Source organism: Phormidium tenue FACHB-1050 (assembly GCF_014696925.1).
In the GTDB taxonomy this organism is placed as follows: Bacteria; Cyanobacteriota; Cyanobacteriia; order Pseudanabaenales; family Pseudanabaenaceae; genus Pseudanabaena.
Genome location: NZ_JACJQY010000017.1, coordinates 28,692 through 42,394, shown reverse-complemented (window position 1 = coordinate 42,394; position 13,703 = coordinate 28,692). Strand labels below are relative to the sequence as shown.

General features: G+C 39.1%; 15 protein-coding genes. 4 read left to right on the top strand and 11 right to left on the bottom strand.

From position 1 onward, the window contains the following. The first annotated feature begins 159 nt into the window (after positions 1 to 159). Complete coding sequence (locus H6G05_RS12095) at positions 160 to 531, top strand: ferredoxin-thioredoxin reductase catalytic domain-containing protein (protein ID WP_094534602.1); 372 nt, start codon at positions 160 to 162, stop codon at positions 529 to 531. 113 nt (positions 532 to 644) lie between these two features. Here the strand turns inward: H6G05_RS12095 and H6G05_RS12090 are convergent, their stop codons facing one another. From H6G05_RS12090 to chlP, 10 genes are all read right to left on the bottom strand, one after another. Next, positions 645 to 1,652: a late competence development ComFB family protein gene (locus H6G05_RS12090; RefSeq protein WP_190578422.1), complete on the bottom strand. Its 1,008-nt coding sequence runs from the start codon at positions 1,650 to 1,652 to the stop codon at positions 645 to 647. 222 nt (positions 1,653 to 1,874) lie between these two features. Next, positions 1,875 to 2,393, bottom strand: a complete 519-nt coding sequence (locus H6G05_RS12085; RefSeq protein WP_190578421.1) for a chemotaxis protein CheW — start codon at positions 2,391 to 2,393, stop codon at positions 1,875 to 1,877. A 238-nt stretch (positions 2,394 to 2,631) separates the two neighbouring features. After that, the gene (locus H6G05_RS12080; RefSeq protein WP_199310487.1) at positions 2,632 to 3,024 is read right to left on the bottom strand and encodes a type II toxin-antitoxin system VapC family toxin; all 393 of its coding nucleotides are present in this window, start codon (positions 3,022 to 3,024) and stop codon (positions 2,632 to 2,634) included. Beyond that, positions 3,008 to 3,235, bottom strand: a complete 228-nt coding sequence (locus H6G05_RS12075) for a hypothetical protein (RefSeq protein ID WP_190578419.1) — start codon at positions 3,233 to 3,235, stop codon at positions 3,008 to 3,010. Before H6G05_RS12075 ends, H6G05_RS12080 begins: the two co-directional genes overlap by 17 nt. 175 nt (positions 3,236 to 3,410) lie before the next feature. Then, positions 3,411 to 5,261, bottom strand: coding sequence for a hypothetical protein (locus H6G05_RS12070; protein WP_190578418.1), 1,851 nt, complete (start codon positions 5,259 to 5,261; stop codon positions 3,411 to 3,413). An 18-nt stretch (positions 5,262 to 5,279) separates the two neighbouring features. After that, entirely contained in the window at positions 5,280 to 6,416 is a 1,137-nt protein-coding gene (locus H6G05_RS12065; RefSeq protein WP_190578417.1) for a 5-methylcytosine-specific restriction endonuclease subunit McrB, read from the bottom strand. A gap of 205 nt (positions 6,417 to 6,621) precedes the next feature. Beyond that, positions 6,622 to 6,882 (bottom strand): type II toxin-antitoxin system RelE family toxin, encoded by a 261-nt coding sequence (locus H6G05_RS12060; RefSeq protein WP_190578416.1) that lies wholly within the window; start codon positions 6,880 to 6,882, stop codon positions 6,622 to 6,624. Then, positions 6,883 to 7,116, bottom strand: coding sequence for a hypothetical protein (locus H6G05_RS12055; protein WP_190578415.1), 234 nt, complete (start codon positions 7,114 to 7,116; stop codon positions 6,883 to 6,885). It abuts the gene before it with no gap. A 226-nt stretch (positions 7,117 to 7,342) separates the two neighbouring features. Further along, positions 7,343 to 7,762: a hypothetical protein gene (locus H6G05_RS12050; protein WP_190578414.1), complete on the bottom strand. Its 420-nt coding sequence runs from the start codon at positions 7,760 to 7,762 to the stop codon at positions 7,343 to 7,345. 77 nt (positions 7,763 to 7,839) lie between these two features. Further along, positions 7,840 to 9,060 (bottom strand): geranylgeranyl reductase, encoded by a 1,221-nt coding sequence (chlP, locus tag H6G05_RS12045; protein ID WP_190578413.1) that lies wholly within the window; start codon positions 9,058 to 9,060, stop codon positions 7,840 to 7,842. Positions 9,061 to 9,306: 246 nt separating this feature from the next. On the opposite strand from chlP, the gene H6G05_RS12040 reads away from it, so the two are divergent. The 3 genes from H6G05_RS12040 (at position 9,307) to H6G05_RS12030 (ending at position 12,777) form a co-directional block, all read left to right on the top strand. Continuing rightward, positions 9,307 to 10,998 carry an alpha/beta hydrolase gene (locus tag H6G05_RS12040; protein WP_190578412.1) on the top strand — a complete coding sequence of 564 codons (1,692 nt, stop codon included), beginning with the start codon at positions 9,307 to 9,309 and terminating at the stop codon, positions 10,996 to 10,998. A 713-nt stretch (positions 10,999 to 11,711) separates the two neighbouring features. Next, positions 11,712 to 12,374 carry a carbonic anhydrase gene (locus H6G05_RS12035; protein WP_190578411.1) on the top strand — a complete coding sequence of 221 codons (663 nt, stop codon included), beginning with the start codon at positions 11,712 to 11,714 and terminating at the stop codon, positions 12,372 to 12,374. Between the two features lie 166 nt (positions 12,375 to 12,540). Continuing rightward, positions 12,541 to 12,777, top strand: coding sequence for a hypothetical protein (locus H6G05_RS12030; protein WP_199310485.1), 237 nt, complete (start codon positions 12,541 to 12,543; stop codon positions 12,775 to 12,777). A 304-nt stretch (positions 12,778 to 13,081) separates the two neighbouring features. Here the strand turns inward: H6G05_RS12030 and H6G05_RS12025 are convergent, their stop codons facing one another. Next, positions 13,082 to 13,696 (bottom strand): DUF3800 domain-containing protein, encoded by a 615-nt coding sequence (locus tag H6G05_RS12025; protein ID WP_190578410.1) that lies wholly within the window; start codon positions 13,694 to 13,696, stop codon positions 13,082 to 13,084. Positions 13,697 to 13,703: the final 7 nt, after the last annotated feature.

Sequence of the window (13,703 nt, the reverse complement as noted above, 5' to 3'; positions counted from 1 at the left end):
ATTGTGCCGAAAAGCAACAAAATGAATTATGGCTATAGCTAATCAAGAGAGAGTTACGGCGCTTTGCGCCGTAACTCTCTCTTGGGTTTTAGTTCAGGCTGTGTAGCGGTTTCATGCTATAGGTAGTAACTAATAGTTTCTTGGCAATCTTGTTAGCTTATGTCCCTTAACCCAGAGTCAGAGTCCGATCGTGGGAAAAATAAAGCTTCCTCTAAAAGTTTTGAGGCAATGCGAAAGTTTTCCGAAAAATACGCAAAAAATACAGGCACATTTTTTTGTGTTGATCCTAGCGTTACTAACGCCGTTATTGAAGGCTTAGCTAAGCATAAGGAAGAGTTAGGCTCTCCCCTCTGTCCCTGTCGCTATTATGAAGACAAGGAAGCTGAAGTCAAAGACACCTACTGGAACTGTCCTTGTGTACCGATGCGCGAGCGCAAAGAATGTCACTGTATGTTGTTTCTAACTGAGGACAATCCCTTTGTTGGCACAAAACAAGAACTAGAAGTAGTTGAAATTGTCTACGATGCCTAAACAATATGCTTTGGCATAAGCCCTAAATGGGTTTGGGTTTTAATTTCCAAAAGTGTGGCTACACTTTTGGAAATTAATATTCAACACAATAAAGGTGGTGCAAAGCACCACCTTTATTGTTTAAGCGCACCATGAGGCGATCGCTCCCAACAAACTCTTCCAGATTTTGCAAGCTCTAGCGATTTTGAGATGGCTTTACTGAGATTTTGCCACTTTACTTGCTGATTAAGCAGTAATTTACTAACTTTAGCCAGAGACTGCTCTCTTTCATAACGAATTTTAGAGAACATCAAAGGATCAATTCTTTGATAACTCGCATTGCGAACTTCTAACATCGCCTCATGCACCATAATCGCCACTTCTGAACCAATATTCATTTGAGCGTAATGCCGCAAATGAGCAAGCCCCTTTGCGGATGTGGCATACAGTGGTGGTAGCTGATTTAATGTTTTGCTCAACACATCTTCGAGACGAATAAACCGCAGATCAGATTGGGGAAAACTTTGCGCTCGGTTTTGCGCCATTCTAATGATCAATCGCTCCAGAGAATGAATAAGATATCTGGATTCGAGGAGATAAATTTCATATTCTTTTTGCTTAGATTCATGGGCAACACTATATTTTGGCGTAGACTTCCCTAGATACATTTGAGTGTTAACTGTTCTTCTTCCCAAAGCTCCATATTTACTGACACGCGGCGATAGGTTGCCAGAATTATATCTAGCGATCGCACTTTCTAGATTTTCTTCTAAAGCCTTGGGCAAATCGCACCACATAAGATTCTTCCAACCGAGGCTATCTTGAGCTTCTAACAAAGCATAGGGAGCATTAGCCAACTCCACATCTTCCAGTGGTTGAGGCTCTCGTAACGGATCGCGACGCACTCCTAACAATGCTTGACGAGTTACCTTAGTAATATCAGCTTGCAGAGCCATACATTCCTGTCTCTTTATCTGCAAACCAACATCTGTAGAGGCAAACATCGGCGGTAACCGATTTAAGGCGAAGGCAATTACCTCGTCAATATTAAATTTATGCCTAATCCCACTACCTAAACCCTGAATTTGGGTATTGGCTTCTCTATAGACAAATTCAAGTAATACGTTACGGCAAGATTCCATGGGATTGACTGAATATCAATATATCAGAGCGTGTTTGAGAAGCTTTGACCCCCTCTAACTCCCCCTTGCAAAGCGGGAGAATCTGAGTTTCCCCCTTTGCAAGGGGGGATTAAGGGGGGGAAGAGCAGAAATTTACGCTAAATTAAGAGATTTCTCAAACACTCCAAATCATTTCTGGGTTTGTGGAAAATTAGCCCGAAGGGCTAATTTTCCACAAACCATTTAAGAATGTAGAATTGTTGATCTCATAATACTTTCGGCTTTCAATAGATAAGAAATTTCTTCTTTTTCATTAATGTAACCTTTAAAATATGGTCTAAGTGTTGCAGGGACAGAATTAATATTTTGCTCAAGGTGATTGCTATGAATATCTACAACACCCCAGATTTTAGGCACAACTAAGGCGAGAGATAGTTCCTGTGCAGATATCAGAATTACTTCATAAAGTCTAATATTTTGATCGAGCGGTTGCAATCCCAATAACATCGCTAAATCGATCGCCCAATACACACGGCGACGACGGCTTAATATCCCTAAGATACAAGACGGTTTATTTGGCACAGGGATAATGTGAGAAGCTTTAATCGTTAAAACTTCTTGGGTGAATTCACTCTCAAGTAAGCCAATTGTTTGGGGATCGATCACGAATTTCAGATAGGTATTTACATCTGCATCTAGCTTTGCACCTATCTTGGAGTCTGGGAAACGATCGACACTCTCAAAAAGTGTTTGCATGGACATATGTCAACTTTAGTAAACATTAATACCAATTTACAAAGGTGGGAGAACACTTTCGTAAATTAAAAAACAAACCCAGCAGGGGTTTGCCCAACAGAAAACAACGTATGCATTTTCTATTTTGGTATAACCATGTATAGCGAGCATTAAGCCCCTTTGTATACAGCATTATGGCTGCTTACATCCCCATTTTTTTTGCGCCCAGCAATTCGCCTATCAGCACAGCTACAATGCGATCGCTTCAAAGGATTCGGAATCCTGCTTGGGCAAAATGTTGATCGAAGGTGAGAACTTCTTGAATATGACGATCTTGCATGATGATAAATGAGACGCAATCTACTAAACCCCATTCTTTATCTGGGCGGGTTTTGTATAGCTCAAAGGCACGGTCAAATATTTCAGGGGTGAGGCGGATAACTTCTACATCTTCTGAATCAAGAAATTGTTCGATTACTTCTATTGCTTCATTTTTATATCTACGGGCTAGGGAGTTGGCGATTTCGAGAAGGACTGCATCGGTGATGGCTACAGGTTGCTCAATGTAGAGATCGCTTAAATCTAGGGCTTGGGTGTGATATTGATCGCGTTCGTTGATGAGGGCAATGATGAATGAAGTATCAATGAATATTGTCAAGGTTCTTTTCTCCACTCATGTACAGGTCAACGTTAGTGGCAAAGTCAACTGGGGCTTGAATTTTAATGCGTTTGAGTTTGTTTAAGATGCCTGTTTTGGGTTTGGCTGCGGATTTGGTATTTGCAAATTGCTTGACAAATTGGTATAGCTCATCAAGGTTATCTTCTTCGATTTTGTTGATTTCGGCGTAGATTAGTTCTTTAAGAGTCATGATGATTTATGTTATTTGCATTTTTATGAAAGAGATAAATTTTTAATCAGGTTCCATAATTTACTAAACCTAATGCGATTTTAATTGATTATCGCTCATACCAATCGCCTGTCAGTGAATCTACAATGCGATCGCTCAAACAATGTCTTCTACCCAGAATATATCAACGAAAAGTTTATGCTATGTAATTCTCGGCTAATACTGCAAAGTTAATATTTTTTAGTTGAATATAGCCGTCCATAAAGGTTTCTCCCTCTTCTATTAAGTTAGGATCATCGGGTCGGTAGCTGGGCAACCAGAAACTACTGCGAATAGGCAAATCACTAAATTTATCTTTTCTTTGGTCTAAATATTTCTGAAGCAAGTATTCATAAACAAATTGTTTGCGAACGCTTCTACTTTTAATTTCTTCAATTTTAGTAGAATCTTTGAAGTAATCTGAATTCATATATTTAATGTCAATAATGTCAAAATTAAACATGCTGTTGAAACGATTGGATATTAGCTTTATAAAGCTAGTAAATTTTTCTTTTAACTCTTGGGGAGTCAAGTTTCGGAAAAATGAATCAGTAAAAACATTACATTCAAAACTTTTATGAAAGTAGGAAGAATAGTCATCGCAAGAGATATTTAAGGGCTGAAGAATTTCTTGAACGAAATCATCCCATATACTAATATGTTTTTCTAAAGCTATATAGAATAAATGATTAAAGTTATGCATTTTTACAAGATCATAATTACTGATATCATTAGTGATATGCCAGAAAGAGTAAAAGTTTAAAGGCAATCGTCTGTTAATTCTTATTGTTTGCCTTCTCTCATCAAACGGATAAAATTCTCTTAACTTCTCAATACTATAAATACCAGTAGGTTGTCCAATATAGGCGATGTTACAGGCTATATCTCCCTCAATAGAAGTTTTGTAACCATAGTCATCCCATGAGGAACTATTTATTTTATAGTCGATTTTATCAACTCTTATTTGATTGATAACAGATGAAAAAATAACTGCATCGGGATTTAAAAAACTATCATTAACCTTAAATGTGTTGTGTAAGATTATGTTTTTAGTAGATGCCTGAATTATTTCTACTATGATATTACTTACATATTTACAATCTAAATGTAAAACATCTGATGAATCCGTGTTTTGAGCAATGTATATCAAGCACATTGATTCCCAAACACTATGAAAATTTGAAACTCCCCATATCTCACCATCTTCTTCCTTGTTTAGATCGCCATATAGAAATAATTCAATAGCTTCGTAATACTCCCAATAGTCAGCATCTTTAATTGGAGTATTATGATTGATAGTTTCTAAAGCATCTTTAAGAATATCTAAGACATGTTCATAGCTCTGTTCTTCAAAAAGACTATCACTACTTCTTAAATATTTTTCACGAAATCTCTCAGATAATGATGTAATCTCTGTACTTACACTTTCTTTAAGTTGTTGCTTAACTTCACAAAATAGATAGCAATAAATTGAGACAATATCTGTTGATTCAAATTGCAATACCTTTTTAGGCAAAAGCATTTGATCGACATAAGCAGCATTATTTGGTAGATATACAGCTTGATGTAAATACTTATGAATCTGACTAACATCAAATTTGTCACTTCTTCCTAATCGATAAGCAAGAGACAAAATTTTAGGTTCGTCATATACATCTAACAAACTGCCGATAATATCTAACTTAGAGTAAAAAATATTTTCTGAGTCATCACCATCATCTTCAGTTCCAGAACCTCTAATAGATTTGATTACCCCATCACGATCTTTTTTAGCAAATTCATCAACTTTGTCTAAATATCCTTTCTCCGCACAGATTTTTCTGAACACATCGAAAATTTTATAGAATAAAAAAAAGAGATCACGTTTCTTGCTAAATCCACTTAATTCATCAATATTTTCACTAAAACCTTTAGGCAAATAAAAGCAAAGTATTCCTTCTTTTTTTTCAATACCAACAAAAGAATATTTATTGATTGCAGTAAGTTTTATGGATTTAAAATCAATCATAATGATTAAGAAATTACATCAGAAATAATCATCTATATAATTAGCATATCCAATTTTATAGATTTTTTCCATAAAATCATCTATTAAATCTAAAAAATCTGAATATTGAGTTAATTTGATCGATTTACTCTCAGTAGACAAAAGACTTTCCAGAGGTTTTTTATCTCTTGCAAATACACTATCCCAAAGATAAAACATTAACTTATCTCTGACTTGTTGGATTTCTACTTTCCCATCTTCAGGTTTAATAAACCACCAACCAATTTGCTTATCTTCAATTCTTCTAATCGATTGATAATTAGATTTTATAAACTCATTAATACCAATAATATAGTATGCCCATTTCACTTTTTGCTGATCGTTAATTGTCAAATAAACTGATTCAAAATCAGGATGAATAACTTTGAATCCCGATTTCCCTGAATATAAATTAATATATTCCCAATCCCATCGCCTCTTAAAAGCACTATCAAGATAATAAATTGATTCATCTGATGTGTTAATTGTGGCAATGATAGATAAGTTACTTGGGATATTAATTCGGCGATTCTTTAGAAGATTAAAGACTCTGGCTCCATAAAATTTTTCCCTTTTTAACGCATCTGCAGCCTGATTTTCAAAAAAATCTTCTAAAGTACTAGTATTGCTTTTTGTAAGATTAGGCTTGATTAAAAAATTTTCGTCTTGAATAACTGGGTTGAAATGCATTTCTTTAAGTAACCCAAATAATTCCATATCCGAAATATCTACTTCATAGCTCGACCATCCATCACTTTCGCGATCAAGCAATTGAAATACAGTTCCAAAAATAGCAGCAGCATTCCCCCGATTCAACTCATCAATTACCAACAAGAAATTTTCATTACTACCATCGATTAACGCCTTATAAGCCATTCCCAAAATGCGAAGAAAATGCCCTGAATAAAACTTGTAGATAATTGAGCCACTTTGAGTTAACGGCAACAACTTCCCCATAAAATCCGCATAGGTATACTCTGGGTGAAATACAGTCTTAATTGTATTTCTCAGCGTTTTCGTATCTTCATCGAACGGAATAAGCAATTCATTCTTAGCTATTTCACGGACTTGATAGCTTTTACCAGTACCAGGGCTACCAAAAAGAATCTTTTGAATTGGCTTGACTTGTTCAGACATTGAAAAAGACGAAATACTAAACTATTTGCTATTATCTCACGAAATTATTAGGTTGTGTCATGATTTGCGTAAATTAAAGCAGGGATAGTCTGGATAACCTGTAATTTGATGAAAAATAAACTAGCGATCGCCCATCTTCAAACAAAAAGTAAAAACGCTAATATTGCTAAGTCGCTGCTTTTGAATAATCTTAAAATGCAACAACTTAGCGATACACATCTCGACGATGACCAACTTTAACCACAGTAACTATCAACTTACGATCCTGTATTTCGTAAACGACACGATAATTACCAAGGACGCGAATTCTGTATAAATTGATTTCCCCTTTTAGCTTTTTACAACCATCTGGGCGAGGGTTATCTGCAAGTAACTCGATTTCCGAAATAATGCCTTGTCGAGTAGACTCATCCAGTTTACGAATCTCTCTTAAAGCAGATGGCTTAAAGCCAATTTCGTATGACATCTAACTAAGCCCTAACTCCCTTTTAACATCAGCCAAAGGGATAAATCCATCTTCCTGTAAAGCCATTTCAGCATCGGCAACATCTTCAGCATCTTCCATCTCCTCCAAAATCAGCCAATCTCGTCTCAGCGTCAAGACCTTGAGAATATAATCCGACAAAGACACATTAAGCCTTGAAGCTTCTATAGATAGCTCATACTCTAACGGACTTGGCAAATCTAGCTTGATATTCATAGGTAAAAATCTAGCAGTTAGTTAAGACTCAGAATAACCTAAAATCTCTCTGAAATTCAAATTGTCACTCTCAATGCAGCAGGTGACAAAACAGCGATCGCAATTATGTAAGCTGGCTCCATATTCACACCTCACGATTTAACCTGATTTTCTCATGATTATGGCTAATCAATTAAGCCGAAAGCCGATAATATAACCTGTCTGCTAGGTATGGAAATATAGACAGTCATTCTGGATTAGAGCTACTAGTCTTTGAGGAGTTTATAGCAGCATAAGCTCTCACTTTCATCATGGTCATGAGGCTATCAAGTTGCTCGTAAAGATTTAGTTCTGCTACTTCTGACGAAATAAGGTTTAGATCACGATTTTTTTGAAGTAATTCGCGCAACCGTGCTTGCGATCGCTCAGAAACTTTGAAGTTGGCAATCTGTTCTGATGTGGGGCGATTGACTAAAAAATCAATAATCTCTAAATAAGTTGGTAATTCTGTGGGTGAGGGAGTGCCTGATACATCAAGTTTCTCTGTGGACTTTTCGAGGAGTGATGATGTATTGACTAGATTAGCGAAAATTTCTGAGATTTGATTTTTGTATGGGGCTAGCCTTTGGGCTAATTCGTCGGGAATTTCAATGGTTAGCTGAGCCATTTTTTTGTGACATTTTGAACTGCTCTTTTTAAACTATAACAAGAAAAAAAAGGAGCGCGTAACGCGCTCCTTTTTGATTAAGGTGCTAAAGCATTGCCTCTCAGCAAACTACCGAGGGTTTTGAGCGTAATCTTCAACTGAGTGAAAGGATTAGCAGGCACAACGGTTTTGTAGAGATAGCTGTCAAAAGTGAGCTTTTGTACATCCTTATCGGCGCACATTTCTACAAAGGCTTCGCGAGTGGCGTTGGTGGCATAAAACACATTCTGGAGAATGTCGAGAACCTTGTAGGTCAAACCATACTGCTTATCCCAACGCTTAATGTAAACCTTGAGATCAGCTTCAGTAGGAATGCGTTTACCTGCTTCCGCAAACTCCACGATCGCTTCGGCACACATGCGACCCGACTTAGCAGCAAAGTAAATACCTTCGCCACTGGACTTGGTGACATAGCCCGCCGCATCACCTACGAGCGCAATCCGACCAACCACACGACGAGGACGGGGATGCTCAGGAATTGGGTGAGCTTCGACCTTAATCACTTCGCCGCCTTCGATGCGAGGCAACGCACGGGCGCGAATACCAGCTTGCAATTGCTTGATCAGGCGTTGGTTTTTGTGCATTGTGCCAGTACCAACCGCAACGTGATCGTATTTGGGGAATACCCATGCGTAGAAATCAGGCGAAACATCGTCGCCCACATACATTTCTGCAAGATCTTTGTAATATTCCATCTTGTCTGGCGAAATCCTGATGCGCTCTTGGAAGGCGATCGCATAGTTATAGTCACCAGCATCCATCGCCTTAGCAACTACGGAGTTAGCGCCATCAGCACCGACGATTAAGTCAATTTCAAGAGTACGCATTACACCTTCGTTACCACCTTCAGAGAAATCTGAATAGGTAATTACATAGGGCTTTTTACCGTTTTCGGTAATTTTAATATCAAGGACGCGAGCATTAATCAGCTTAGCTCCAAGGCTAGCAGCGCGATCGCGTAAAAATGCATCTAAAACTTCGCGGCGACACATACCGATATATTCATCGGGATTGTCGAGTTTAATGTCTACTTCCACATTGCTGGGAGAGATCATTTTCATGTTGCGGACGCGGCGATCGATGATTTCGTCGGGCAAATCAAATTCGGAAACCATACATAGAGGAATTGCTCCACCGCAGGGTTTGGCGTTGTCCAGTTTACGCTCAAATATATAGGTCTCAATTCCTGCTTTGGCAAGTGTTTCAGCCGCACAAGAACCCGCAGGCCCGCCGCCTACAACAGCAACTCGTAATGTCAAAATACGCTCCTAAAGCTTTATTTAATCGGGGTTTAACTATTTTGGATGTTAGCATTGCCACCAGAGTGATTGGGGCAAAATTGATGAATATTAACATTTGTATTGTTTTATGTATCGTGAAGGTTTTATTTAGGGACTAAAACCCAAAAGGTAAGTGGCGGCGCGAAGCGCCGCCACTTACCTTTTGGGTTTTAATTTGTGAATGTTGTGTTAGCTTCTAGGGGAGATCTCCAGATAAAGCTACATATGATGAAATATCTCACAGCCTCGATCGCCAATATTTCTCGCCGATTGATTAGCCGATCTGCCACTTTAATATTTTTGCTTAGTGCAATTAGTGGAGCGGCGATCGCAAAGCCTAGTGAAGCTGCTGAAACTGTCAATTTCCGATTTAATATTTTTGAAGTTTCAGTATCTGTGGATGACTTGGAAGAGTTTTCTAAAACGGGGGAGCTGCGCGGCGCACTTGATATGGCTTCGCGATATATTTCTGCAACAGATATGGCAACTTTTCGGCGCATTTTGACAGAGCGAGCCGATATTCCTATATCTTTACTATCAAGATTTCTCTACACATCTCAAGGAGAAAGAGCGTTAGATATCTTAGGTGAGTTTATTAAAACTGGCCCGATGCTATCGGGTAATCGCGCTATCCGTGCCTCGGCTGTGTTGGCAACAGCCGACAAGCAGCATGGTTTATCTTTGCTCAATTTCCTCCGAAAATTCCCCACATCAGATATTTATTTTGATATTCAAGAAGGTTTGCAAACCGTTGGCGAATTGAGCGACCTACTGCAAGATACGCAAAAAGTTGTGCAGATGGTCAACGATGAGGCTATCAAACAAGCTGGGCAATCAGGAGCAACACCAACGCCTTCCCCAATACAGTTAGCTGATTTGCGAAATAAAGGTGCATTAACATGGGATCGATATAGTCTCAATGCACCAGCCATAGATAATCGGTATGAAATCCCCTTTTATCTGTTTGTTCCAAAGCTTGCCAGTGCTAAATCTGCGTCCATACCTGCGATCGTCATCTATCCAGGACTGATCTCTAATCGCGAACCATTACTCTATCTTGCTGAACACCTAGCATCCTATGGATTTGCAGTGGTGCTGACCGTCTCCCCCAATAGCAGCGAGGAGCAGTTAGATAAATTAATTATTGGGGCTGCTAGCGAGATTGCACCACCACAGAGCTTCATTGAGCGACCCAATGACATTACGGCGGTGCTGAATTATCTAGAAAAGTCACCACAGACAGGTAATCCTAATAGCGCCAATATCAACTGGCAAAATGTGGGCATGATTGGACATTCCTTTGGTGGTTATGCAGCTTTGGCGTTAGTGAGTGATGCTCAGATCCAGTTTGCGGATTTGACAGAAGCCTGTCAGGGTAAATATAAGTGGAATGCCTCACTGTTATTGCAATGCGTAGCTCTCGGATTGCCAAACCAAACCTATAAATTGGGTGATGCGCGTATTAAATCAGCGATCGCGGTTAATCCTGTAACCAGTCATGTTTTGGGTAAACCTGCACTGAGCAAAATTACTGCGCCGATCGCGATCGTTGGCAGTTCTGATGATACCTTTGCGCCTGCGGTCGCTGAGCAGATTGTGCCATTTACATGGTTGACCTCACCCAATCGCTATTTAGTCCTGCTCAATCGAGCAGGACATACGGCGGTCACAGCAATTACTTCTAGCGATCGCCTTAGTCCTGAGATCAGCAGTGTTCTGGCAGGTTCCAGTGCGATCGCCTCGCAAGAGTATCTCAAGTTGCTAAGTGTGGCTTTTTTCAAAACCCATCTGTTGCAAGAAGCTGGTTATGCTGAATACCTGACTACCGCCTATTTTGCAAATATTTCCACGCCATTGGCTCAGGTGAGTCTGTTGCGATCGCTGAGTATGGAACAAATTGATGCGGCGATACAGTGATGTTGTATAGCAGATAGCTAGAACAACTGAAAACCAAAAAGATGAGTGGCGGCGCTTCGCGCCGCCACTCATCTTTTTGGTTTTCAGATCGCGATAATATCTTATTCGTGCCCTCAAAGCCCTATAAACACAAACTTGTAGGGTTTGAGCATTTGCGCCACTATTTTTATACTCCCCACAATTATCTTGAAATGCAAATGCTCAACCCTTTGTGCTTTCATCGATAACTTGTCCCTGCGTTGCGAGGTTTGGGCAAAGCATTGCCAAATCAAAATTATCTGAAAATTTATAGGTTTTCGTGGCAATGCTTTGCCCCTACAGAAGGATCGCCTGATGGAATGATCGCTCCACGTAACATCAGTTATTCTCCTAAGTCCTCCTGAATTTTTGCTAGGAGTTCTTCGCAGTCTTTGACTAAAGGAATGCCAAACAATCTCAAAATCATTTTGTCAAAAGAACCAGATTTTTGTGGCGCGGCGGAGCCGCGCCACAAAAATCTGGTTCTTTATTTTACTGTGCGTCCCTAGGGCTTCGACAATAAGCTACTTATATGTCTAGTTCACTACTTTTTAAAAATAGAAAGATAGCTAAGTTTGTATATAGCGTTTACCAACATAGTGAAGTACAGGTTTGTTTCCCCGCCGAAGGCGGGGAAACAAACCTATGTACCTCGCTTGCTTGAAAAGCGCTATATAGCTATTTTGTGACTATTCATGCTCACAGCAAATCAGACCTACTACACAGTCGATAACCTAACGTCTGAAGCAGCCTTACAAAAACTGAAGGAAGGCAACGATCGCTATGTTCTCGATCATGTCGAGCATCCTCACGAAGGCTCTCAACGCCGAGTCGATCTATCGATCGCTCAACATCCCTTTGCTATCATCTTAGGCTGTGCAGATTCTCGCGTTGTTCCCGAATTGATTTTCGATCAAGGTGTTGGTGATTTATTTGTGCTGAGAGTTGCAGGAAATATTGCTGATGATGCCGTAATCGCTAGCATTGAGTTTGCTGTCGAACATCTAGGTACAAGGCTGGTTGTAGTAATGGGACATGAAAGATGTGGTGCAGTAATGGCAGCCATCAATCATGCATTTTCGGAGGGAAAGCTAACTTCACTAATCAACTATATTGAACCTGCAATCAAGGCTGGACAGCAAATAAAAGGCGATTGTGTTGTCAGTGATACAGTCAAAGCTCATGCAAATCTGATGGTAGAGATGATTCAATCTACTGCACCAATTTTGTCCCATGAAGTAGAGAATGGAAAACTGAAGGTTGTACCTGCCTATTACAGATTGGCAACTGGCAAAGTGGAATTTCTAGACATGCCTTACAGCGCTTTGCGCTCAAGCCCGAACCAAGAAAATTTTTGAAAGAGTTGCTTCGCAACTCTTTCAAAAATTTTCTTGTGGTTCGTTTGAGTTGCGATCGCACAAGGATTTTTCTGACATAATTTTGAGCCATAAATACCAAAAACGCTCATAGCTGAAGTAGGTTTGGAAAGTTTCCTTTAACCACATTTTTTGTGCTATACAGGAGATGGCTTACAAGGTTTTCACAGCTAAATTGCACGAATGTTTTAGGAAAATCATGGTGGCGAAATACTTTTATTTAGAAGTGAAAAATGTATTTGATACAGCCTTTGAAGAAGGTGAAAAGGTCGGTATTGAGAAGGGTATTGAGAAAGTCGCCAAAGCATTGAAAGAGCAAAATGTAGCAATAGAAATCATTGCCGAATCAACTGGGTTATCATACGAAGTTATTAGTAGGATTTAAGCCAAGCCTTTTTAGGTTCTCTTTCATAGCCATATCTTCATTCGCGATCGCACAAAGATTTTTCTGACATAATTTTGAGGTGTAAAGGGATATAGTATTGACTTTTAGCGAATATTAGGATAGATTAAAAGATGTATCTAGCTAGATAATGATCGTAGTAGAGATCAAAAAAGACGACTTACTCAGCCGTGTGCCTAGTAAGAGTCGTGATTACCCAGAGGGAAAAAGCCCTGGTTGACGGTCACTATAGTCTCTTATTTTATAAAGAATCTTAAGTAAGGGTTGCCAATTGGTAGCCCTTATCTCATTTTATATGAATGCCATAATCCCTCTTTAGTTGTTCGGCATTTAGATCTTTATTAATAATGAATTTACGAGAGTAAGCCACTATATCAGCAATCTGAAGCATCCGTGATGCAGCAGAATCAATTCTAGCAAGGTGATTAACTGGAGAGAATTCTCTATCCTTAGACTTTTCTTTGGATATTTCATTCTCAAAATCAGGGTGACTATTGTGGTGATTGATGTCGGTAATAACTTCTACATTGTTAATATGCGAACTTTTCAGCACTTCTTTTCTAAAAAGCTTTAAACCAACTTTTACTGTCTCGATTAAACCTTGGGCATACATTACTGGGGCAGCGCCCTCTCGAATACTCACACTACGATTAATCAAAATAAAATTCTCTTGAGATACAGTCTGCTTGAAGCGCATCATAAGATCCTTGAGATATTCATCGCTCATAGTAACGGCATGAATTTCTTTAGCGTTTGTTTCTAACTGATCACTAAAACACTTATCTAAACGTCCAGTATCTTTTGCTAAAGCAATAACTCCTCCAAAATATAAATCTCCTACCCCCGCAGTCCCGAATTCATCGATAAAGAACAGGATTTTCTTGTTATAGCCTTTAGCCATAGATAGC

What these genes read in the sequence shown, in the direction of transcription:
- H6G05_RS12095 (WP_094534602.1), top strand. Translation starts at nt 160, where the DNA reads ATGTCCCTTAACCCAGAGTCAGAGTCCGATCGTGGGAAAAATAAAGCT.
- H6G05_RS12090 (WP_190578422.1), bottom strand. Translation starts at nt 1,652, where the DNA reads ATGGAATCTTGCCGTAACGTATTACTTGAATTTGTCTATAGAGAAGCC.
- H6G05_RS12085 (WP_190578421.1), bottom strand. Translation starts at nt 2,393, where the DNA reads ATGTCCATGCAAACACTTTTTGAGAGTGTCGATCGTTTCCCAGACTCC.
- H6G05_RS12075 (WP_190578419.1), bottom strand. Translation starts at nt 3,235, where the DNA reads ATGACTCTTAAAGAACTAATCTACGCCGAAATCAACAAAATCGAAGAA.
- H6G05_RS12070 (WP_190578418.1), bottom strand. Translation starts at nt 5,261, where the DNA reads ATGATTGATTTTAAATCCATAAAACTTACTGCAATCAATAAATATTCT.
- H6G05_RS12065 (WP_190578417.1), bottom strand. Translation starts at nt 6,416, where the DNA reads ATGTCTGAACAAGTCAAGCCAATTCAAAAGATTCTTTTTGGTAGCCCT.
- H6G05_RS12060 (WP_190578416.1), bottom strand. Translation starts at nt 6,882, where the DNA reads ATGTCATACGAAATTGGCTTTAAGCCATCTGCTTTAAGAGAGATTCGT.
- H6G05_RS12055 (WP_190578415.1), bottom strand. Translation starts at nt 7,116, where the DNA reads ATGAATATCAAGCTAGATTTGCCAAGTCCGTTAGAGTATGAGCTATCT.
- H6G05_RS12050 (WP_190578414.1), bottom strand. Translation starts at nt 7,762, where the DNA reads ATGGCTCAGCTAACCATTGAAATTCCCGACGAATTAGCCCAAAGGCTA.
- H6G05_RS12040 (WP_190578412.1), top strand. Translation starts at nt 9,307, where the DNA reads ATGATGAAATATCTCACAGCCTCGATCGCCAATATTTCTCGCCGATTG.
- H6G05_RS12035 (WP_190578411.1), top strand. Translation starts at nt 11,712, where the DNA reads ATGCTCACAGCAAATCAGACCTACTACACAGTCGATAACCTAACGTCT.
- H6G05_RS12030 (WP_199310485.1), top strand. Translation starts at nt 12,541, where the DNA reads ATGGCTTACAAGGTTTTCACAGCTAAATTGCACGAATGTTTTAGGAAA.
- H6G05_RS12025 (WP_190578410.1), bottom strand. Translation starts at nt 13,696, where the DNA reads ATGGCTAAAGGCTATAACAAGAAAATCCTGTTCTTTATCGATGAATTC.